This window comes from Robertmurraya massiliosenegalensis JC6, assembly GCF_000311725.1.
Classification (GTDB): domain Bacteria; phylum Bacillota; class Bacilli; order Bacillales; family Cytobacillaceae; genus Robertmurraya; species Robertmurraya massiliosenegalensis.
Window position 1 is genome coordinate 232417 of the sequence record NZ_HE978514.1, and the last position, 20767, is coordinate 253183.

General features: G+C 36.4%; 23 protein-coding genes. 1 reads left to right on the top strand and 22 read right to left on the bottom strand.

The genetic code is table 11. From position 1 onward, the window contains the following. Positions 1-104: 104 nt before the first annotated feature. The 21 genes from def to BMSHG_RS14720 form a co-directional block, all read right to left on the bottom strand. Complete coding sequence (gene def / locus BMSHG_RS14620) at positions 105-671, bottom strand: peptide deformylase (RefSeq protein WP_019155192.1); 567 nt, start codon at positions 669-671, stop codon at positions 105-107. Between the two features lie 181 nt (positions 672-852). After that, the gene (locus BMSHG_RS14625; protein ID WP_019155193.1) at positions 853-1386 is read right to left on the bottom strand and encodes a dihydrofolate reductase family protein; all 534 of its coding nucleotides are present in this window, start codon (positions 1384-1386) and stop codon (positions 853-855) included. 171 nt (positions 1387-1557) lie between these two features. Then, entirely contained in the window at positions 1558-2382 is an 825-nt protein-coding gene (locus BMSHG_RS14630; RefSeq protein WP_019155194.1) for a DUF817 domain-containing protein, read from the bottom strand. A 48-nt stretch (positions 2383-2430) separates the two neighbouring features. Continuing rightward, the gene (locus tag BMSHG_RS14635) at positions 2431-2643 is read right to left on the bottom strand and encodes a helix-turn-helix domain-containing protein (RefSeq protein WP_019155195.1); all 213 of its coding nucleotides are present in this window, start codon (positions 2641-2643) and stop codon (positions 2431-2433) included. 10 nt (positions 2644-2653) lie between these two features. Then, positions 2654-3136 (bottom strand): DUF2975 domain-containing protein, encoded by a 483-nt coding sequence (locus BMSHG_RS14640; protein ID WP_019155196.1) that lies wholly within the window; start codon positions 3134-3136, stop codon positions 2654-2656. 174 nt (positions 3137-3310) lie between these two features. Continuing rightward, positions 3311-5377 carry a DUF4179 domain-containing protein gene (locus BMSHG_RS26260; RefSeq protein WP_019155197.1) on the bottom strand — a complete coding sequence of 689 codons (2067 nt, stop codon included), beginning with the start codon at positions 5375-5377 and terminating at the stop codon, positions 3311-3313. Between the two features lie 256 nt (positions 5378-5633). Continuing rightward, a complete protein-coding gene (locus BMSHG_RS14650; RefSeq protein ID WP_019155198.1) occupies positions 5634-5963 on the bottom strand; it encodes a hypothetical protein in 330 nt (109 codons plus the stop codon). Positions 5964-6350: 387 nt separating this feature from the next. Then, positions 6351-6953: a hypothetical protein gene (locus BMSHG_RS14655; RefSeq protein ID WP_019155199.1), complete on the bottom strand. Its 603-nt coding sequence runs from the start codon at positions 6951-6953 to the stop codon at positions 6351-6353. A gap of 271 nt (positions 6954-7224) precedes the next feature. Beyond that, positions 7225-7446, bottom strand: a complete 222-nt coding sequence (locus tag BMSHG_RS14660) for a hypothetical protein (RefSeq protein ID WP_148346944.1) — start codon at positions 7444-7446, stop codon at positions 7225-7227. A gap of 300 nt (positions 7447-7746) precedes the next feature. Further along, positions 7747-8340 (bottom strand): nucleotidyltransferase family protein, encoded by a 594-nt coding sequence (locus BMSHG_RS14665; protein ID WP_034658936.1) that lies wholly within the window; start codon positions 8338-8340, stop codon positions 7747-7749. A 120-nt stretch (positions 8341-8460) separates the two neighbouring features. Then, on the bottom strand, positions 8461-9510 hold the full coding sequence (locus BMSHG_RS14670; RefSeq protein WP_019155202.1) for an XdhC family protein: 1050 nt from the start codon (positions 9508-9510) through the stop codon (positions 8461-8463). Positions 9511-9534: 24 nt separating this feature from the next. Next, the gene (locus BMSHG_RS14675; protein ID WP_019155203.1) at positions 9535-9990 is read right to left on the bottom strand and encodes a CoxG family protein; all 456 of its coding nucleotides are present in this window, start codon (positions 9988-9990) and stop codon (positions 9535-9537) included. Positions 9991-10005: 15 nt separating this feature from the next. Continuing rightward, positions 10006-10806, bottom strand: coding sequence for an alpha/beta fold hydrolase (locus tag BMSHG_RS14680; RefSeq protein ID WP_019155204.1), 801 nt, complete (start codon positions 10804-10806; stop codon positions 10006-10008). Positions 10807-10818: 12 nt separating this feature from the next. Next, entirely contained in the window at positions 10819-11853 is a 1035-nt protein-coding gene (locus tag BMSHG_RS14685) for an amidohydrolase family protein (RefSeq protein WP_019155205.1), read from the bottom strand. Positions 11854-11864: 11 nt separating this feature from the next. Further along, complete coding sequence (locus tag BMSHG_RS26265) at positions 11865-12602, bottom strand: ABC transporter ATP-binding protein (RefSeq protein WP_019155206.1); 738 nt, start codon at positions 12600-12602, stop codon at positions 11865-11867. A 13-nt stretch (positions 12603-12615) separates the two neighbouring features. Then, a complete protein-coding gene (locus tag BMSHG_RS26270) occupies positions 12616-13371 on the bottom strand; it encodes an ABC transporter permease (RefSeq protein WP_019155207.1) in 756 nt (251 codons plus the stop codon). A 227-nt stretch (positions 13372-13598) separates the two neighbouring features. Continuing rightward, positions 13599-14603, bottom strand: coding sequence for an ABC transporter substrate-binding protein (locus tag BMSHG_RS26275; RefSeq protein ID WP_019155208.1), 1005 nt, complete (start codon positions 14601-14603; stop codon positions 13599-13601). After that, positions 14603-17017, bottom strand: coding sequence for a xanthine dehydrogenase family protein molybdopterin-binding subunit (locus BMSHG_RS14705; RefSeq protein WP_019155209.1), 2415 nt, complete (start codon positions 17015-17017; stop codon positions 14603-14605). Before BMSHG_RS14705 ends, BMSHG_RS26275 begins: the two co-directional genes overlap by 1 nt. Beyond that, complete coding sequence (locus BMSHG_RS14710) at positions 17018-17575, bottom strand: (2Fe-2S)-binding protein (protein WP_019155210.1); 558 nt, start codon at positions 17573-17575, stop codon at positions 17018-17020. Then, positions 17572-18474 carry an FAD binding domain-containing protein gene (locus BMSHG_RS14715; RefSeq protein WP_019155211.1) on the bottom strand — a complete coding sequence of 301 codons (903 nt, stop codon included), beginning with the start codon at positions 18472-18474 and terminating at the stop codon, positions 17572-17574. The genes BMSHG_RS14710 and BMSHG_RS14715 overlap by 4 nt, the downstream gene beginning before the upstream one ends. 38 nt (positions 18475-18512) lie before the next feature. Then, on the bottom strand, positions 18513-18833 hold the full coding sequence (locus BMSHG_RS14720) for an NIPSNAP family protein (RefSeq protein WP_019155212.1): 321 nt from the start codon (positions 18831-18833) through the stop codon (positions 18513-18515). A 165-nt stretch (positions 18834-18998) separates the two neighbouring features. Here BMSHG_RS14720 and BMSHG_RS14725 point away from each other — a divergent pair, with 165 nt between their 5' ends. Beyond that, the gene (locus BMSHG_RS14725; protein ID WP_019155213.1) at positions 18999-19901 is read left to right on the top strand and encodes a MurR/RpiR family transcriptional regulator; all 903 of its coding nucleotides are present in this window, start codon (positions 18999-19001) and stop codon (positions 19899-19901) included. A 167-nt stretch (positions 19902-20068) separates the two neighbouring features. On the opposite strand, the gene BMSHG_RS14730 is transcribed toward BMSHG_RS14725, so the two are convergent. Continuing rightward, a complete protein-coding gene (locus tag BMSHG_RS14730; RefSeq protein WP_026073475.1) occupies positions 20069-20746 on the bottom strand; it encodes a DUF3885 domain-containing protein in 678 nt (225 codons plus the stop codon). Between the last annotated feature and the right edge of the window lie 21 nt (positions 20747-20767).

Here is a 20767-nt window from a genome sequence, read left to right on the forward strand (position 1 = left end):
AGAAGTGATCAACTTTGAAATATATGTCAAGAAACACCTTCTCATTACTACCAAAAGAAAAACACCTCTAATTGTTAAATTCTTAACAACTAAGGTGTCATTTATTAACCCAAACTTTCAATCATTACATTCTCTGGCAGCTTAAACGGATGCTCTTGATTGATTCTATCATAGAACATTATTCCATTTAAGTGGTCGATTTCGTGTTGAACAATGATCGAACCATAACCTTTAAATTTTAAAATCACTTCTTGTCCTTCGATATCATAGGCTTTTACCTTAATCCTCTCATACCTCGGAACAAAACCTTGTATCTCTTTATCAACCGAAAGACATCCTTCACCTTGTGGCAAATATATCATATTCACTGAATGACTGATAATCTTTGGGTTAATCAGCATATATTCCTTCTCATCAAAAAATGCAGCAAACATTCGTTTATTAAGTCCAATTTGATTGGCAGATAGCCCCACACCTGGACGTAGATGATATTTCTTCGACATCGTCGGTTCTTGACTATTCTTCAAATATTGAAGCATACATAGCAAGACCTCCCTATCTTCTTTCTCGATTGGAATATTAAGCTCCTCTGTTTTCTTGCGCAATATAGGCGAGCCATCTTTAACGATATCTTTCATAGTAATCATGTATTGTGAATGAAACTTACTCATAATTGGTACCTCTTTTACTTTTTGGTTATTTTCGTAATGAATGTGGTTTTTTCGTAAATGTCCTCAAATCAGGTTTTAGAACACACATTATTTTTGCGCGGCACTTTTTTCCGCTACCATGATTGAATTCATGAGGAAAATGAGCTCTTTCTTTCTCCCAACAATGTTTGCGTAAAAAAGCCTACTTTTTTAATTGATAATGTAATTCAACAAATTGGTTAAAGTTTCTCGTTCCTTTTAAAGTGAGTTCTACCTGATAATCTCCCCCTTTAAATAATGGGATTCCTTCACCTAGTATAGTAGGAGCTACAGTGATGAAAAACTCATCAATTAACTTTTCTTTTATAAAACCATGGAGTAGCTCTCCACCACCAACGATCCAAATCTTTTTGCCATTTTGTTCTTTTAATTCATTAACAAATTGAGTTACATCTCCGCTTACAAATGCAACATCTTCTGTATCGTCAAGCTGGGATCTTGTAAATACATAGCATTTCTTATCTTTGTATGGAAATTCTTTTATTTCTTGCTCCATCACCCAATCATATGTCCGTTTTCCCATAATAACCGTGTCGATCGTTTCATAAAACTGTGAGTATCCGTTATCTCCCTCACCCTCAACCTTAAATAACCATTCTAAAGAATCATCTTTTGTCGCGATATAACCATCTAAACTTGTCGCAATAAATAACACTACATTTCTCTTATCGATCATAATTTCTCCTTTTAGTGTTTCGCTGTTTTCGTAATGATGGTGGTTTTTTCGTAAATATCCTCAAATGAGGTTTTAGAACACACATTATTTTTGCGAGGCACTTTCGCTTACTTGATTCTCATTTAACGAGTAATAATAGGGCATTTATTCTCCTATCTTCGCGAAAAGAGCCTAGTGTTTTAATTCTTTTCCTTTAATCAATTTTAACGTTGCAACAATTAAAAAGCTAACAATCACTAACAGTAACCATGAACTGACCTTTCCAAGATGGACGAGGCTCCATGCCTTCGTTTGGTTGGGATATTGCCAAGCTCCAAAGAAGGTTGCGATATTTTCCGCTACCCATATAAAAAAGCCAATCAGTACAAAAGAAAGAGCAAGCGGCATCCGGTACTTTGTTCTGTTAACCTCGTATATGACAGCCGATTTCCAAAACACCATTAAGACGAGAGCAGATAACCACCAACGGACATCGATCCAATAATGGTGCGTAAAGAAATTTAAATAAATGGCTGCTGCAAGTGGAACAACGATGTAAAATGATGGCCATTTCACCAATTCCACGTTAAGCCTTCTCCACGCCTGACAAAGATAACTCGCTACACTTGCGTACATGAATCCACTATATAATGGGACACCAAAAATTTTGAAAAAACCTTCCTCTGGATACGACCAGGAGCCCATATGGACCTTAAATAATTCAAGGGCAAGCCCAATAATGTGAAACAAGGTGATCACTTTAAGTTCATCCCTCGTTTCTAGTCCAGAGCGGACCATCCACCACTGCATCAATAAACAGATAAGAAGAAGCCAATCATAGCGTGGAAGAAATGGTAGAGGGACGAGCTGTGTAATTGCCAAAGAAGCAAAAATAACGACAGGGAATACACATGATAATGCCTGTTCCCAACCAAAACGGACAAGTTGTATACTCGCTCTTAAAATTTGCTCCTTTAACGTTTTCTTTTGAGACTCCTTTTGAATGACTATATTCATGTACCACTCCCCCTATCCACAGTCAGGAAATCATAATGCTTCATTTCCCTATTCATCATCACTTCGGTACTCTAGAATATCTCCAGGCTGACAATCTAGAGCCTGACATATTCCTTCTAAAGTAGAAAATCGAATCGCTTTTGCCTTTCCATTTTTCAAAATCGAAAGGTTCGCCATTGTGATTCCAACCTTGTCTGAAAGTTCTGTTACACTCATTTTCCTTTTTGCCAACATCACATCAATATTGATTATAATTGCCATTGTTCTCACCTCAGACCGTTAAATCATTTTCAGATTTTATATCAATAGCTTCTTGTAAAAGCCTTTGCAGTACTGCCGCAAAAACAGCAATGACCATGGAGGCAAATATAATTACCATCCCAATTAAAATCACCCCAGGTGCGTCATCTGCTTCTGCTAAAAGATAGAACAATGGCATGCCAACGACAAATAAGCTGCTAATCGTAATTGCACATTTTTTTATCTTCTTTAGAGCTTCAACAGAAATTTGCGAGAATGCATGATTCTGATCAATATACTGCAGCAGTCGAAACGCCTGATAAAGCGCAAAATAAAAGGGAATAGCTGCTGCATATAAAATGAGAAATACTAAATACTTTAAATAAGTATGGTCTGGATATAGCTCTGCCATGAATTTCCCCACTGCCGGAACGACAAATATGCACAATGCTAGAATGGGAATTCCAATCAGTATAACAGCTAATTTTAAAAATAGCGTTGAACCTTGTTTCATATTTAAACACCTCTTGATTTTATTTATCACAAATTGATTATAAGTATATTTTTATCGTTTTGCAATAAATAATTATTGAAAATAAACATTATAATATTGAAACTCAACTTATATAAACATAAAAACTCCCCTCACAACAAGGTCTTCTTGCCATGAGGGGAGTTAATTTATCGCTCATTTATCTTGCTTTACGGGGATTTCCACCCACTCATTTAAATACTTCATCGTTTGATATCCGTAGATCTCCAATTTTGTAGGAATCACAGATTCTCCGATATTTGTTTGACTGCGTAATCGATATGTTTGTTCGGTTTGAAGAAAACGCGGCTCCTCTAGTTCATCATACTTAAGAGTTGGGTCATTCATGTCATAGTGCTTTCCATTTTTATCAATGATGACACCCTCAGAATCGATTTCCATAGCAGGAAATTCATTTTCATCAGCTGTAAGAATATTAAAGTCAAATGAATCATACTCCCGATTCTCTATATCGTGATTACTAATGATCACTTCAGTCGGATGTCCAATCTCCACTTTGTCGATCGAGATCGTACTCCCTGCATATTCAAAGGTTTGAGGGTATTCCTCAGAAGCATCCAGTTCAATCACTTTTTGTTCTTCATTCCATAACTGCATCAAGCCCAACTGAACACTTAATTCTTTTAAGTTTTCTCCTATGAGAGGGTCAAAATACGCTTCTAAAATATCCCATCCCATTTCATGTGCTCCACCATAGTAAGCACTACCATATACATCGGCTTTCATATTCTTACCATTCACTTCTAAAGCATCAAAGGTGAGTGCATTTAGCCTCTGCTCTAACGAACTCGTATCGAGTCCATATTTCAAAATCGTCGTAGTGGGTGCGAGCGTTAGTTTTTCAAATCGCAGTGGTACACCTTCCACTTCGATTTCTTCATCCAAAGCATACTCGACAGATGGGTGCTTCGTTATTGAAAACTCGAACTTCCAATCTCCAGATTTAGATTCCATTCCCATAAAATCTGAATTTTGCACAAGTTTCTGAACCTGTGTGATAATCAGTTTCACGTCTCCACTATCCTTACTAATCGGTTCCAAACTTACTTTTCCATGATACACATTCTTTTTTTCTTTGTTCAGGTCAGATTCAAGGTCAGGCGGGGAGTACCTTAGGTTAGTTCCACGGTTCATGCTTGCATTTTCGGTCCTCAAGAAAACTCCGTTATAGCTATCTAGCATGTATTGATTATCTTCGTTCGTATCTTCAATTTCATAGAATACAAGAGTTTGATAATCATCCGCTATCGCACTTTTAATCGTAATTTTTATCCCTTCATCCTCTGCTACAAGATCAAGCTTTTCACCTAGATCCTCTTGTAAAAAGGCGCGCAATTGCACGTCATCTTCCGTCCATGTATAGTAGAGATTTTTAAACATCCCCGTAACTACTCCAAGCGCTAAAAGGAAAGAGAATACTCCTGCCATAATAAATACGATTTTTTTGCGTTTTTTATTGCGTAACTGTTTCTGATTCTCCAATTCCGCCAACTTCTTCTTGATGTTCCCCATGAAATCAAGTGGAACATGGAAATCCTCAAGTCTCTCAGTAATATTCTTCATCATAAACATCATATCTTGAAAGGTCGCCAAGTCCGCTTGACAGTTTTGGCAATGATAAACATGTTTCTCTAAATCAATCTTTTGGGGCCGCGCAAGCGTTCTTTCCAAATAATCAATATAATAAGGATAATACTCCTTACAACCATTAGTAGCTGTTTCGTACCCCATTTCTTTTTTTAGAGACTGAATGCCTGAGAATAAAAACTCATTGATTTTTTCCAAAGGAACTTGAAGAAGATGTGCGACATCCTCCTTAGAAATCCCTTTAACATATGTAAGTATAATCGATTCCTTCTCGTACTTTGATAATCGATTTAGTGCTTGCGTTATGTCATGCTTTTCGTTGCTCTCCTTTAATGTTTGAGCATTCTTATCTTCGGAAAGTTCCCAACACGTTTGGATGAAAACGGATGTAACCCACGTATCAAAAGACGTAACATTTTTCATTCGAGCAAGACCCTTTTGGCTCTTTAGAATCACCTGGTAAAATAACTCTTCCATTTGCTGCTGATTGGAAAGATAGAATCGACCAAGACTATAAAATGATTGTTTATGCTGCTCAAACCAATCAACGATAGACTCTGGTCCAAATTCGCTAATCGTATTGGCTGAAGTTGGCTCTACTTTTGCTGGAATCATAGACAAGCTCTTCCTTTATCTTTATATTTTCGGGTCAGAGGGACAGGTTCCTCGTCCCATTCAAGACCTTCATTTCTACTAAAATACTTTAAATTTATTATAGCCTTTCTTTTCAAAAAAATCTAAAAATGTTAAAATTCGGCAAGAATTGGTTCAAAGGGACAGGTTCAGTGTCCCGATGAAATGGGGAAGTAAATTGGATGATCTGAAGAGAATAGAAGAAATTTACATATGAAGTGTGTCACTGATTAAAATTTTACGCGAAAGCAACTCTTACATTCCCATCTCTTTGGGCAGTTGCTAAACAATTTTCGATAAAATCTCGAATTTGTTTAAGATCAATAATGTTAAAATCATTTCGAGACGAAAGGTTTATTTTTCCAAATAGCCGATTAAACTCTCTTAAGGCTTCTTCAAGTTGCTGAGTTGAATAGCTCATACTATTTCCTGAACCACTAACTCCTGCATCATATTGAGTAGCATCAAGCAACGTATACAGAATAGACACATTTCTATTTTGCATACTAAAGCGAGCATAGGCAATTTCTTCTCCGGCTTTATTAAATCCTGAAATGTCATGCCCCATCTGATTCCCTCCTTCCATATGAAATTTAGACTTGCTTTTAAAACGATTTCGAGTTTGTGGCATCACTCCTTTCAATTGGAAAAGGGCTGGGAAGGAACAAACATTATCGGTGGGTGACAAAAAGAAAGCGATTTAAAAAACGATGATTACATTTCCTACTAATTTCAAAAAGAAAAGGGAAAAAGAATTAAACGCGTGGGATAAGTGAAGTAAATAGAGTGGTTGTTTCCATTCAATCGTTTCATTTTTTCCACAGTTTGTCAACTTCTAACAATTCGACAAATTCTGCAAATTCACACAGGGACTACTCAAGTTTTCTCATAATTTTTAGTACAGGTTTTAATCGAGCATTCATATATCGTTCTAAATTGAATGCCCATATGCATTCTACCTATTGCTATTTTCTAACTTTTCAATATCAATAACTGTCTTATTCTTTTCAAGATATGTGATTCGATACATTTCTCCTTGGTAAATCGAAAACGGCCTCCAGTACAGCGTTAAATCCCCTTCCTCTGTTTCAAGTAAGGTTAATCTTGAGTAATAGTCTGGTCCACGATAGTCTTTAATATAGAGATCCTTAACGATCCAATTCCCCTCTTTATAATCGAGGAATGCTTGTCTTTCCGTGATAAACAGTTTGCTACTGAATCCAACTAACCAAATGGAAAAAATGAAAATTCCAATTCCAATTAACGTAAATGGAATAACTTTCGAAGGCTTTAATTTTTGCGGATTTTTAAATGTGATCAGACAGCACAAATAAAGAAAAAACGCACAAAGGCATAGGATACCGGAATATAAGCTCACCGTTACCAATAATTCAAAGAAAAGAACATAAGTAAAATTTGGGATCATTAATTGCTGGATGAGATAAAAAAGACCGCAGCTCAGAATCAAGATCGCTCCTACTATCAAGATAACAAATATGACTCGTATTCGCTTACGGTCCTTCTCTGTTTCAACCACTTTACCTGTCTTTCTCTTCATGACGGTCACCTGCCCTTCTACCGTGTTAAAGAATTATACGTAATAAGTGCGTTAAAAGTTTCTTTTAAAAATCTTGTTTGTCTAAACAATCATCCATTTTTCAGATCTCTTTCTTCACTAAGTAGGCCAGTAAAAAAGAGACAACAGACATAAATAGAATCATCATTTCATATTTCGTTCCTAACGCTCCAACAGAAAAAAGGAAGGTAATGAAAAGAGAGAGTCCGATCGCTAAACAAAAACCTATGTAGAAGATTCTCCAACCCTTAATTTACAATTTAAAACTACCTGCTCCTATCATTACTCCTAAAATACAAATTATCGCCAATATGAATAAAGTGAATTTGTGCTCTGCTGCAGTGTCAAGGGTAGAGCCGAGCGCTTTACCTAAAGATGTTCCAAGCAAATAGACGAAACCGTAACCAATGGAAATGACAATCATCATGGTACCCCAAAAAACGCCAAGCGATTTTGATAATCTAAAATTTTTCAAGATTTCACCCTCCATTACAAATAGCATCTATTTATTCACACTTTGCCCACTACAGATGCCACCTGCGTGACTTGTTTTATAACCTACAACTTTATTTATTATATTTGAATCATCGTCATTTCTGATTAAAAATCTATGAAATAACCTTGATTCCACAAAAAATCAGGGTTATTCTTGAGCAGATTGTATAGGATGACGCACTCAGAAATGCAAAGCGTATTCCCACAGTTGGCTATTCACTTAACACCTTGGACAATCTAGAATACTAATTAGCAATCACCAATCATATACGATGTAAATCTATTGATCTATTTTAAGCAACAGTTGATTGTACTCTTCACGTGTGTCAATATCCCGTCCCCATTCCTCTTCCTCAAACTCCAACCATTCTAATTCAGTTTTATAGCGTTCAATAATGGTTTTTCCACCAATATCCCCTTCAATAAGGGTAAAATCTGAAAATAAACTGCCATCAAATAGAATCGGATGCCCAGGTACAGAGTTATATTTAGGTCTAATAATCTTACTTTTACATTTCATATACTTAGCTTTAATTGATTCAATTACTGTTAAAGAAACTAAGGGCTGATCAGCTAAAAAAATGATTACTGCGTCACAAAGACCAGTAACTAATGCAATCCCTAACTTTAAGGAAGTGGACATTCCTTTATCATAGTCTTTATTAAAGGAAGTATATACTGGTAATCCAATCAATTCACGTTCAATTTGAGTTATATATTTTCCAGCAACGACATGGATTGGTGAAAGATTCGATTCAATAGCTCGTTCAACAGCGTGTAAAAACATCGGTTTTTCTTTTACAGGTAAGAGGAGTTTAGGTTCCCCCATACGCTTTGAACTTCCAGCAGCAAGAATGATTGCACCTATCTTCATAAGGATATCCCCTCTTTCAGAGTAAGAAGCAGCGCCTCCCCTCACATATATTTCTCCTTTTATTAATTGAAAAAGAATGCTAAGGATAGTACCTTGGCATTCATGATATTTTTTCCGTTATTATACAAGGAGTCTATTCTTTCTTTTTACCTTTTTCTTTTTAAGATTCCTCATCTGTACCAATTCAGCTAAAATGCTAATACTAATCTCATCAGGTCCTTCCGCCAAAATCTCAATTCCAACAGGAGAGCTAATCCAAGTAGGGATATTTTCACGTTGAAGTAATCTTTTCATTCTTTTTCTCGGACCTAAAACCCCTAAATAGTAGGGAGGTTCTTTTAATAAACTTTCGACCACTTCACGGTCCCACTCAAAATTATGAGTCATGACCAATACATAACTATTCCTCCGTAATTCATTTTGTTCTATATAAGTATTTGGGTGCTGTAAAACTAATGAATGAGCGTCTGGAAAATTCCTTTCATTACAATAGTGACTCCTTGGGTCAATGACATGAACTATAAATTCCAAGTTTGCAGCAAGCCTCACAACTGGTTCTACATCTGGACCAGCTCCAAAAATATAGAGGTGTTCCTGAGGTTGAAATACTTCAATTAAAAGCTCGCCGTAAATAGGATCATTCCAAATTTTCACATGTTCTTCTTGTAATTTTGATGCTTCTGTCATTAAATGACGAAAGTGAACAGGACCATTTTCCCCGAAGAATTGGTTTCTAGATACATTCAGACCCATGATAAGATCGTATGACTCTTCCATCGTTCTCAAACAAATCACACTTTCACCCATCTCCAAGTAATCCTTCATTTCTTTCCAAACATAATCATGATTGCATTCCATGAACTCTAAATATAACGTCACTGAACCATTACATCCGGCACTTTGTCCCCAACTCAATACATCCTCAGAACTTAAATCATAAGTCAATTTTAATGAACACTGATCTTCCATAACTTCCATAGCACGATGAAACAAGTCTTCTTCTAAACAACCGGCACTGATTGTACCAAATCTGTCTCCATTTTCACAGAACAGCATTTTTGCACCTTCATGACGATAAGTAGACCCTTTTACATCGATGATGGTAGCCAAGGTAAATTTTTTATTAGGATGCTTATTCACTATTTCTAGAAAGTTATAAAAATTCCTCATTATAAGAAGCCTCCGTTAGAAAATTTAACTGGCCTTTTCTTGCGCTATTTTAACTTCCTTTGAAATAGCCTTAAAAAATTGATTTAATATCATTTTGGCTACCCCTGTTAGCATCCTTTGACCAACCCCAGCTATTAAACCAGAAACACTACCTTCACCTTCATACTCTATGACCGTTCCTTCTGAATTTTCAATAAAGTTTAAGTTAGCCACTGCTTCAATAATTCCCGCAGAACCTTCTGCTTTAATTTTGAGGGTCATTCGCTCTGGTTCTTGTTTATCACTTAATACAATTTCACCATCATAATGACCTTTAATAGCTGCAACCCCCATTTCTAATGATGCTTTATAAAAACCGTCATCGACTTCTTCTAATGACTTACAGCCAGGAGTCGCCTTTTTCAAAGCATTGGTTTCATTCATAATTTCCCACACTAACTTTCTATTTGCTTGAAAGTCAGCTTTTCCTTGTAGTTTCATATCTTTTCTCCTCCTTTATAACATTTGAATAAATCCAGTGACGATGCGATTAAAGTCAGTTGGGTTATCTACATTTGATAAATGCATGCCCTCAGGAATTGTCAGCAATATTGAATTTGGGATTTGTGTCTGAATCATTTGAGATAATGCAATAGGGGTCTTCATATCCTTTTCCCCAATTAAAACGAGTGTAGGTACATGTATCTCTTGTAATCGACCTTCATAATCAACTGTAAAACACGCCTTAGCTGACTCATAATAATCATCAACACTCATATTTATGATTGCGTCATTCAACTCTTCTCTAATTTTATTTGCATAAGAAGAATCTGATAACGTGTTATCTAAATAGATAGAACCATATCGTCCCATTCCTTCTCTCTTAGCAATCCCAGCCGTAAGATTTATTTTTTCTTCAACCTGTTCCGGAATTTTCGCAAATGTATCAGCAAGAATTAACCCTTCAACATATTCTGGATATTTAATGGAAAAGCCTATTGCTTGAACACCTCCCATTGAAATACCACACAGAATCACCTTTTTAAGTGTCAAAGTATCGCACAGGTACTTAATATCCTCTATCCATTTTTCTCGGTCAATCCCAGAATCAACTCTTGATTTTCCGTGCCCTCTTGAATCAACAAGAACCACTTTTGGGGAAATTTCAGCAATCACCTTTTTTTGATACTTCCATAATCTAGAGTCAACTCCTAGACTATGTAAAAGAATGACTGCATCGAATGATGTATCCTTGTTATTTCCTTCAATAACCTCATAATAAATACTGTCACGTTCTTTCTTATATTCTAAAAACATACGTACCTCCGCTCACACTTTGGCTTTTATATCGATATTGAATAGTTTCAAGGCATTTCCATAAAGTAACGCTTTCTTTCTTGCCTCACTTAATTTTAATTCCTCTGCCTCAATGACTCTTCTTGGGCGAGGATCACGAATTGGAAATGGATCATCAGAACCGAGTAAAATTTTCTCCTCTTCAACCATATCTAACAGAAACTTTAATGCCTTTGGTTCAAAGACAACGCTATCAAAATATAAAAATTTAAAGCCCTCGGATGGATTATAAATGTCTTCACCTTTTTCAGATAAGAAATCATAATTGCGCTGTAATCGGCCTAAAATATAAGGTAATGTTCCCCCACCATGAGAAACGATTATTTTAACTCTCGGATATCTTTGGGGAATTCCTGAATACAATAGCCTTGAAAGAGCAACTGTTGTTTCGTTTGGTCTTGCAACTGTATTTACCATTCCAAGTGGCTTTGTTCTCGGATCTTCTCCCGCGAATACTGGATGCAGAAAAACAGGAGCTCCTAGCTCAGAAGCTTTTTGCCAAAAAGGCTCTAGTGAAGAATGGTCAAGGTCTAAAGCATCTTTTTCTTCTCCCCTATCAATCCAACTCCCTACCATTACGCCGAGATGACCATCTTTCATTGATCTTTCCAATTCTCTTGCAGCTAACTCTCCATCCTGTAGTGGCACAGTTGCTAAAGCCAAAAATTTATTGTCGCCTTCTCTCTCAATTGCTTCAAGCAGTGTATCATTTAAAAAACGGCTCCATTCTATCCCTTGTTCTGGAGGCAAATTATAGCCAAATATATCTAGCCACCCTGCATTAATTTGTAAATCAATCTCATTTTCTCTTAAACTTTGCTTTCTTTTGCTGATATTCATTAAATTAGGATGTACTGGACGCGTCCATTTCCCGTCTCCGACCTTAAAGCGAACTGTTCCTTCTGGTACTGCCTCTACTTTTATATACGGAAAACGATTTTGATGTTCAGAGAGTTTTTTAACTAAAAGTTCAGGTAAAAAATGCGCATGTATATCAATAGCTTTCATACTAACACTCCTTATGCAATGTCCATTTCTTTTAAGATATCCTGTTTAACTTTTTCAATTATCTTTGTATCAAGATGACTTGGGACAATGATTTCTTCCGCCACATGGCCAGGTTTTCTAAAAATCAGAATACGATCAGCCATCTCTATTGCTTCACCTATTGAATGGGTAATAAAAATGCCTGTTTTATTGTTCGCTCTGACTAATTCAACAAATTGCTGTCTCAATTTCATTGCAGTGATCTCATCTAGTGCACTAAAAGATTCGTCACATAGAATAATATTTGGATTCATTGAAAAAGCTCTAGCAATTGAAACCCTTTGTTTCATACCACCGGATAATTCATGTGGAAATTTGTCCTCCCATCCAGATAAGCCAAGCTTTTCCAACCATTCTCTTGCAATATTTAGCCTCTTTTGCTCTGAAACACCATTAACTTCTAGTCCGATTGCCGCATTTTCGATAGCTGTTCTCCAAGGTAATAACCGATCATTTTGAAAGACAATTCCTAACTTTCCTCTAAAATCATCAAACGCTTTATATGGATCAAGTCCTTCCACGATGACTCTTCCCTTTGTAGGTTGCGTTAATCCTACTAATAGGTTAAATGCTGTAGACTTTCCACAACCAGTTTGACCTACAATAGCCACCATCTCTCCTGATTTAACTTTAAAATTCAAGTCTATAACTCCGTAGTTTCCTGGTGAAAATTCTTTTGTCACATCTTCAAATACAACTGAATATTCCATCCTCTCCCTCCTTTTACCTTTCTGATTTAGGTCGCCAAGAAAGTAATGTGCTTTCTGTTTTTGCAAGTACCATCTGAAAAATGATAACGAATATAACTAATACCAATGTCCAAGCAATGGCCATAGACATATCAAACAAACTTTGAGCCGAAGATAATTGATATCCTACACCTATTGTTGAACCTACTAGTTCTGCAACAATCGCAACACGAGTTGTATTACCTAAATTGACCTTCCATGCTGTAAATAGGTCTGGGGTAATTGATGGGATAATTAGCATTTTAAATAACTGACTTTGCTTCGGTCTAAATACCAATAACATCTCACGTAAATCCTTTGAAATATTGTTATAGGAGTCATAAGCTTGGAAAGTAAAATTAGGCAATGCTGTTACTAATATAATAAAGAAAATACGTAATTCCACTTGCTGAAACCAAATAACTGCGATGACAACCCAAGATAAGGCCGGAACGCCTTGAACAAAACTAAGAAGAGGTCTAACCGTATCATTAAGTGACCTATTCATTCCCATCATTACCCCTAATAGCGTCCCGATAAGGAAAGCAAAAACTAACCCCAATAAGATTCTTCCAACCGTAGTTAAGGCATGAACAGCTATGGACCAGTTCGTAAAAATTTCTACTAAATTGGCAAAGATTGATTGAATAGGCGGAAATAAATAAGGTTGTGAAACTAGCGAAGCCAACTGCCAAATAACAATTAGTATAGCTCCTACTAATAGTCCTTTATAATTAAATTCTTTAATCATAGATTCACCTTCTTTTCAAAATAGGTTCTATCCTTATTCAAGGTTGTTTTCTCATAGATTGTGGTTTCCGGATTCATAAACGTCTACGCATTTTTATTGATTTCGGGGTATCTTTTCATAAAATTAAAATTTAAAAATGACATGATATTTAATTAATTGATATCATTTTAGTTCCAATAGCAATAAATTTTTCTTGAAAGAAATAAACAAAGTTTACGAAAAGAGCCTTATTCTATTTTTTCACCATAAATCACAGAATCATCTGGCATTTTCTCAAGATAGTTAATTTCTAACCCTGCTTCAAATACCGCTTTTATATCTTCTTTTAACTCCGCCGCAGGTTTTACATTCATACCTAACAATTCGTTGTTTTCTATTAAATGTTGAATTACATTGGCAGTAGCGCTTGGAATCGTCGCTGAAATAATCTCCGAAGCTTCTTTAGCATTAGCTTGCGTCCATTCTGCAGCATCTTTAAATGTCTTGTATAATTTTGGAATTAATTCTTTATTTTCTTCCGCCCAATCTTGATGCGCCGCTATTCCAAGATACGGAATATCTGTAGCACCGGTATACTCCTCCCATTTATCTAAACCAAAGTCAACCTGATGAAACTTATCCGGACTCTTATCCATCAGCACAGAGTGAGCTGGTTCCCATAATTGAACAGCATCGGCTCGGTCAGCTTCCGCATATGTAACGAGAGCTGAAGTTTCCGCATTTAGCACTTTCATCGTGCTTACATCTGCATCGGACTTTTCTGCAAAATATTGAAACATAGCATAGTTGGTTGTACTTGTAGCTGCCGCAATATCTTTTCCTTCTAAATCCTTTAATGTTTGAATATTTTCATCTGCAGTGATGACCGTTCCCCAGAAATCAAATAGATTAAACAGGTAAGTGACTTTTACTCCTCTATCAATTCTTAGACCTTCGGATAACAATGCAGCACTTCCTCCAACTTTGTATTGACCACTAGCAAACTCTGAATTATAAGCATTTGGTGGCCTTTCAACAAATGAAATATCAATCCCATTTTCCTTATCAAGTTCTTTTTCTTCTATTATGGGTGTTAAGAATGCTCCTAATGACGGTGGACTAAATGTGACGATTTCTATTTCTTGTAATTCACCAGATGTTTGATCATTTGAACACCCTGAAATAATCATTGCGCTCAAAAGTAGTAGAGTTATAGTGATATGGAACCTTTTTAAGAATTGAATATTTTTCATTAAAAATCCCCCTCAACTTGATTGATCTTCTTCAGAACATCCATCGGTGTTACTGGCACACTAGTCATTTCTACATTAAATGGTGATAGAGCATCATTTACAGCATTCATTATGGCAGCTGGAGCGCTCATGTACCCTCCTTCTCCTACTCCTTTCTGACCCATTGAGGTCAAAGGTGATGGTGTGCAATGTTTAACAATATCAATATGTGGCACTTCCATAGTTGAAGGTAATAAATAATCCATGAATGTTTGGGAAATCATTTGTCCGTTACTATCATAGGAAAATTGTTCATAAAGTGCAGCTCCAATACCATGGGCAACACCCCCTACGACCATTCCTTTAACGATATCTGGATTAATAACCGTTCCACAGTCATCTGCGATATAGTAATTTAAAAAGCTAATTTTTCCAGTGTCTCGATCAATTTCTATCACTGGTATGTGAGCTGAAAAAGAGTAACAAGGGTACATTTGAACTTTGCCATCTGGGGTCGGAAGTGTTCCTCCTGTTGGTACTTCTAAAACAAATTGAGCTTGTAGTCCAGGCTCCATATCCTCTGGCATTTTGTGATAAGTTATGTGGGCAATCCTTACAATTTCATTCCATGTTAGCTTTTTCTGTTCATCTGTTGTCGTTTTTATTGTTGACCCTTCCCAATATAAATTTTCCAAAGGCTCTTCAAGATTATGGGAGGCAATCTTCATCATTTTTTGTTTAATTTTCTTTGCCGCCCCAGACGTTGCTCCACCAAGTACAATCGCCATTCTACTCGCTACTGGAGATTGTGACGGTAAAGCAGATAGAGAATCACTGTAGACAACTCTAATTTCATCACGAACAATATCGAACTCTTCCGCAAGAATTGTTGAGACTAATGTTTGATGCCCTTGACCAGAAGAAGAAAAGGCAATATTCGCTGTCACTTTACCAGTTTGATCAACCTTTACCTGACACCCTTCCGGAAATGTAGTCTTGTCGTTTTTTGGATTGAGTAATGGTTCGAATAATGCGTTTCCGCCGCCAGGCTCCATACATGTACCGACACCTATTCCAATAATTCTCCCTTTTTTCCGCTCCGCTGTTTGCCATTTTAACAGTTGTTCATAGTTTGCAAGTTTCATTGCCTTCTCTAATACAACTGGATAATTCCCACTATCATATGTCGTCCCACTCGGTATTTTATAAGGAAATTCATGATGTTGAATAAAATTACGTTGTCTAATTTCAATTGGAGATAGGTTAAGTTTATTCGCAACCTTGTTGACAGCCATTTCTATTGCGTAGTTTGTTGGTGATTGCCCAAAGCCTCTTACTGCTACTTGGCCAGTTTTATTTGTTGTTACAGCGACTCCTTCATACTCAACACTTTTTATTTTGTAAGCGCCTACAATAGCACCGATAGGTTTTCCCATTTGTAATGGCGAACGCCCTGGGTAAGCCCCTTCATCATCAATTGTTCTAATCTTGAGGCTTTTGATTACCCCCTTATTATCAAAGGCTACTTGAACATCAAAAATTCGGTCGGGTCCATGCATATCACTTCCACGCATATTTTCTAATCTGTCTTCGATAAGCTTCGTAGGTACCCTATATTGTCTTGAGATATAGGCTACTAATACAGTATGCTTGATTCCTCTTTTCACACCATAACTTCCACCAACATCAACATCATAATGGACCCTAACATTATTTAAAGGAATTTGAAGAGCTTCTGCTATTTGCTCTGCATATTGTGGCATTTGAATAGATGCCCAGACATCTAATATTTGTCTTCCCTCATCCCATTTTGTAACGACACCAAAGGTTTCAAGCGGGACAGTTGAATTTCGATTCCAACGGCATCTAAACTCGATTTTGTCATCAGCTTCAGCAAAATCTCGCTCAACTTCACCCCACACAAATTTTCTTTGCCACATTACATTCTTGGGATGATTAGGATGGACAGCCGGAGCATCTTCTTTCATTGCCTCTTCAGGATCGGTCACAAATGGAAGTGGTTCATATTTTATCTTAACTAGTTCTGCAGCATCTTCTGCGATATAACGACTTTCAGCAACAATTGCCACTACCCATTCCCCAGCATATTTTGCATAATCTACTGCTAATGGATACCAATGAACACCAGGTATATCTAAATATTGTTTTAATGGTTTCACATGCTGAGCCAACTCTTTACCAGTAACAGCTGCTATCACACCAGGTAGCTTTAACGCATCACTCGTATCAATCGATATAATTTTTGCATGTGCATACGGACTAGGAATCAATGCGATATGGTGCATTCCATCAATCTTAATATCTGCAACATAGGTTCCTAACCCTTGAACAAATCTGTAATCTTCAACCGGTTTATTTTTTTTTCCAATATATTTGAACTTTCTTTCTTGCTGTTGCTGTGTTGTTGTCATCATTCACACTCCTCTCTTTACCAATTCTTTCGTCTCTTCAGTTGATGTATCTTGATCCATATTCTTTTGTTCGTTTCGATTTAATTTCGCTGCTAGTTTGACGGATTCGATAATTTGCACATATCCTGTACATCGACATATATTCCCTGAGAGGGATTCCCTAATATCCTTTTCATGAGGATCAGGATTTTCATTTAGTAATGATTGTGCTGTTAACAGCATCCCTGGTGTACAAAAGCCACACTGTAAACCATGACATTCCCAAAACGCTTTTTGAACATTTGATAATTCAGTCTTACCGGTTTGTGCATTCTTACATGAAAGACCTTCTACAGTAGTAATGTTGTGACCATCCGCCTGGACAGCTAACATTGTACAAGAGCGAACAGGCTTTCCATCTAGCAAAATCGTACAAGCTCCACAAACACCATGCTCACAACCTAGATGAGTACCCGTTAAATTTAAGTCTTCTCGCAGATAGTCAGCTAGATGCATGCGACTATTCACTACACTTTCATATTTCTTTCCATTAATACCAACTTTAATATGGTGATTACTCATTCTTGCCTTGCCCCCTTTTCTAATGCAGCATCTACCGAGGCATCCTCCAACACCTTGTATGTAAAGCGCTTTGCTACTTCAACTCGATATTCTTGTGGAACAAATGGATCTTCATCAGGCTCTAAAAATTCAGTAATCTTCTGTGAAGCTTCTTTAAACAATGCACTAGATGGCTCCTTACCATTTAAAAATGCTTCTACCTCTACAAGTCTGAGAGGTGCTGGCCCAACTCCTCCAATCCCTAGTCGAACCTCTGCTATTTTACCTTCTGCATTAATATCCATTTGACACGCAGCCTCAACAATCGCAAAATCTCCCTCACGACGTGCTACCTCAACAAATGCAGTCCCTCTATTTCCCCCACTAGGTAATTTTCTAAGTGGGAAATTAACAGAGGTAACAAGTTCATACGGTTGTAAATCCGTTAACATATAACCAAAATAAAATTCTGTTATAGGAATAATTCGTTCGCTTTCTTTACTCGTTACTTCAAGATACGCATCAAGTAAAAGTGCAATTAAAGGGACTTCAGCTGATGGGTCAGCATGGACAATGCTTCCAACTAAAGTCCCTCTATTTCTAATCTGGGTGTGGCCAACATGTGGTAGTGCTTGCGCTAGTAAAGGGACTTTCTCTTTAATTAATTCTGAGGTTTCAGCTGTATTATGTCTGACAACAGCGCCTATTTTTAAAACATCATTCTCAATTGTTATGTTTCCAAGGGCTGTTATTTCATTTATGTCAATGACATACTTCGGACGAGCCAATCTCATATTTAATACTGGCAAGAGACTTTGCCCACCATTAAGAATTTTTGCATCCTCCTGATACGAATCTAATAAGTTAATCGCATCATCTAAAGTGCTTGCACGAAAGTACTCAAATTCAACCGCTTTCATTTTTTATCAACTCCGCATATTTTCTATTTTTAATCGATTTAGGGTTGAGGAGTATAATCGACTGGGTCTAAAAGGGTACTTGTCATACTGGTTACTAACGATCCATTTGCTTCACTTACTTGTTTTATCTTTATCCATTCTGGGTCACTTCCAAAAGAACGCCAGGCAGCTTTTTGTTCTTCTATACTATTAAATTGACATAAATAGACTAACTTCCCTGGATTTTGATGATCCGTCCAAAATCCTTTTACAACAATATGATGTTTTTCGAAAATTGGTAGGGTTGAATCCTTAAACCTTTTATGTAAAGCCTCTACTTTATCTTCACTCGCAACATATTCTCTAAGTTCATAAATCATCACATTCTCTCCTTTTAAATTTCTGATAATTTTAATAATTCATATTATACGTACTTTGAAATTTTTATTCAAGATAATTTGAAGAAAAATTTCAAAAAGTCTTTCAATAATTAAATATTCAATGTTAAAATTATAGATATAAAATTACTTGAAAGGAGTAACTGTATGAGTGGAATTAAAATGAACGGTGTCATCACTTGCCTAGAAAATCTTTACCCTTCCTTAACAGGGGCCTTAAAAAACGTGGCTGATGTTATATTAGAAAACCCTGAACTGATTGTTCGTGAAAACATAAAAAAACTCGCAACTATTTCTAACTCAAGCGACTCAGCTGTAGTTAGACTTTCACAAAGACTTGGATATAAAGGATTTCGCGATCTTCAAATTAGTTTAGCTTATGAACTAGGCGATAACAACACGTATGTGGATGAAGAAATAGGCATTTCTGAAAGTCTTGATACGATCGTCAATGTTGTATCGCAAGCCAATATCAATTCTCTAACAGAGGCTCGTGAAATGCTTGACCAAGGAGCAATGGAACGAGTCGTACACCTTCTACAACACGCACGAGCAATTCATATCTTTGCTCAAGGCACCAATTACTCGACTGGGGTTGATCTATCTTACAACCTAATGAAATTAGGAATCCTATGTAACGTGTATAACGATTCCTATATGCAGGCTGTTGCTGGTGCCATCTCTGATCCAAAAGACATCGCAATTGGGATTAGCCATACAGGAGCAAATAGAGATGTTATTGAATCTCTTGCTATCACAAGACAAAATGGCGGAACAACCATAGCGTTAACAACAAGAAAAAACTCCCCTATAACACAAATAGTCGATATTTCACTAACAACAGCAAACAAAGAGATCGTTTTCTTAGGAGAGCCTTTTTCCTCGAGAATGAGTTTGATGTATTTGGTTGATATTCTCTTTTTAGGGCTCGCATCCAAAATGGGAAGGTCATCTTTAAACAGCCTTTTATCTGTTAAAGATGCATTAAAAAGCAAGCGGGATCCAAAGGGATTACCTGATGATAAAGAAAGTACCATTATATTTGAATAAAAAAACAGCCTACTTACAATCCTTTTAATTTTTTTTATCATGAAGTGAAATAAATTTTCATAAATTAAACTAAATTTTTAATATTAGTTTTTTATATAAAAATAAATAAAGAAGCAGTTAATATTAACAACCTGCTTCTTTTCCATAACTTTATTAAAAACAAAAAATTATTTAAACCGCTGCACAATCTCCTCACGGTCGTACTCATCAATCCAATCTCCATATTTTTCATAGAGCGAACGTAGCGTTTCCAGATCCTTTGCGATGACTTCACATCCCCGATCATCATATATGTAAAAAATAATGTTTCTCGTGACATTAACAAAAAAGACATCAGGCTCATATAAACCGTAAGGATTGTGTATTCTTGGCTTTAATGGTGGAAAATCTTGATGCGTTATTGCCTTCAACAATAAGTGAAAACGAATATCTTGTTTACGACAACGTAATGAAAATTGGGAAGTACAATTGTCCTCCACGTCTTCTTCATCGTCAAACATATAAGGAAGATCTTCCTGTTTTAACTGCGCCCTTACATGATTAGCTTTTATATAATGATGATATACTTTCATTTTTCTTCTGCTTTTTCTTACATAATGATTATTTTGATAAATATTCGTAACCAAAAAAATCGTATCATTAGGTAAAAAAATCTCATGAAAGAGAGATAAAATTTGTTGATATACTTGATCAAAGTATTCAGCATTAAGCTCGTCTGTTCCACTTTTAAACTGATAAAGCTCCTTGCCTAGTTCGAAATGAATGCTTTGTTCCCATTGATGATAGAGGCTTGGCTTCAGAACAAGACCAGGGAAATGACTATTTATATAATCTCTTACGTTCATATTTTTCGTCTCCGTTCTTAA

Bases quoted from the DNA above. Each gene is read 5' to 3' on its own strand.
- def (WP_019155192.1), bottom strand. From the start codon at position 671: ATGAGTAAGTTTCATTCACAATACATGATTACTATGAAAGATATCGTT.
- BMSHG_RS26260 (WP_019155197.1), bottom strand. From the start codon at position 5,377: ATGATTCCAGCAAAAGTAGAGCCAACTTCAGCCAATACGATTAGCGAA.
- BMSHG_RS14720 (WP_019155212.1), bottom strand. From the start codon at position 18,833: ATGATTTATGAACTTAGAGAATATGTTGCGAGTGAAGATAAAGTAGAG.
- BMSHG_RS14640 (WP_019155196.1), bottom strand. From the start codon at position 3,136: ATGAAACAAGGTTCAACGCTATTTTTAAAATTAGCTGTTATACTGATT.
- BMSHG_RS14730 (WP_026073475.1), bottom strand. From the start codon at position 20,746: ATGAACGTAAGAGATTATATAAATAGTCATTTCCCTGGTCTTGTTCTG.
- BMSHG_RS26275 (WP_019155208.1), bottom strand. From the start codon at position 14,603: ATGAAAAATATTCAATTCTTAAAAAGGTTCCATATCACTATAACTCTA.
- BMSHG_RS26265 (WP_019155206.1), bottom strand. From the start codon at position 12,602: ATGGAATATTCAGTTGTATTTGAAGATGTGACAAAAGAATTTTCACCA.
- BMSHG_RS14650 (WP_019155198.1), bottom strand. From the start codon at position 5,963: ATGGGGCATGACATTTCAGGATTTAATAAAGCCGGAGAAGAAATTGCC.
- BMSHG_RS14630 (WP_019155194.1), bottom strand. From the start codon at position 2,382: ATGAATATAGTCATTCAAAAGGAGTCTCAAAAGAAAACGTTAAAGGAG.
- BMSHG_RS14675 (WP_019155203.1), bottom strand. From the start codon at position 9,990: ATGAAACTACAAGGAAAAGCTGACTTTCAAGCAAATAGAAAGTTAGTG.
- BMSHG_RS14665 (WP_034658936.1), bottom strand. From the start codon at position 8,340: ATGAAGATAGGTGCAATCATTCTTGCTGCTGGAAGTTCAAAGCGTATG.
- BMSHG_RS14680 (WP_019155204.1), bottom strand. From the start codon at position 10,806: ATGTTTTTAGAATATAAGAAAGAACGTGACAGTATTTATTATGAGGTT.
- BMSHG_RS14685 (WP_019155205.1), bottom strand. From the start codon at position 11,853: ATGAAAGCTATTGATATACATGCGCATTTTTTACCTGAACTTTTAGTT.
- BMSHG_RS14670 (WP_019155202.1), bottom strand. From the start codon at position 9,510: ATGAGGAATTTTTATAACTTTCTAGAAATAGTGAATAAGCATCCTAAT.
- BMSHG_RS14625 (WP_019155193.1), bottom strand. From the start codon at position 1,386: ATGATCGATAAGAGAAATGTAGTGTTATTTATTGCGACAAGTTTAGAT.
- BMSHG_RS14635 (WP_019155195.1), bottom strand. From the start codon at position 2,643: ATGGCAATTATAATCAATATTGATGTGATGTTGGCAAAAAGGAAAATG.
- BMSHG_RS26270 (WP_019155207.1), bottom strand. From the start codon at position 13,371: ATGATTAAAGAATTTAATTATAAAGGACTATTAGTAGGAGCTATACTA.
- BMSHG_RS14655 (WP_019155199.1), bottom strand. From the start codon at position 6,953: ATGAAGAGAAAGACAGGTAAAGTGGTTGAAACAGAGAAGGACCGTAAG.
- BMSHG_RS14725 (WP_019155213.1), top strand. From the start codon at position 18,999: ATGAGTGGAATTAAAATGAACGGTGTCATCACTTGCCTAGAAAATCTT.
- BMSHG_RS14715 (WP_019155211.1), bottom strand. From the start codon at position 18,474: ATGAAAGCGGTTGAATTTGAGTACTTTCGTGCAAGCACTTTAGATGAT.
- BMSHG_RS14710 (WP_019155210.1), bottom strand. From the start codon at position 17,575: ATGAGTAATCACCATATTAAAGTTGGTATTAATGGAAAGAAATATGAA.
- BMSHG_RS14705 (WP_019155209.1), bottom strand. From the start codon at position 17,017: ATGATGACAACAACACAGCAACAGCAAGAAAGAAAGTTCAAATATATT.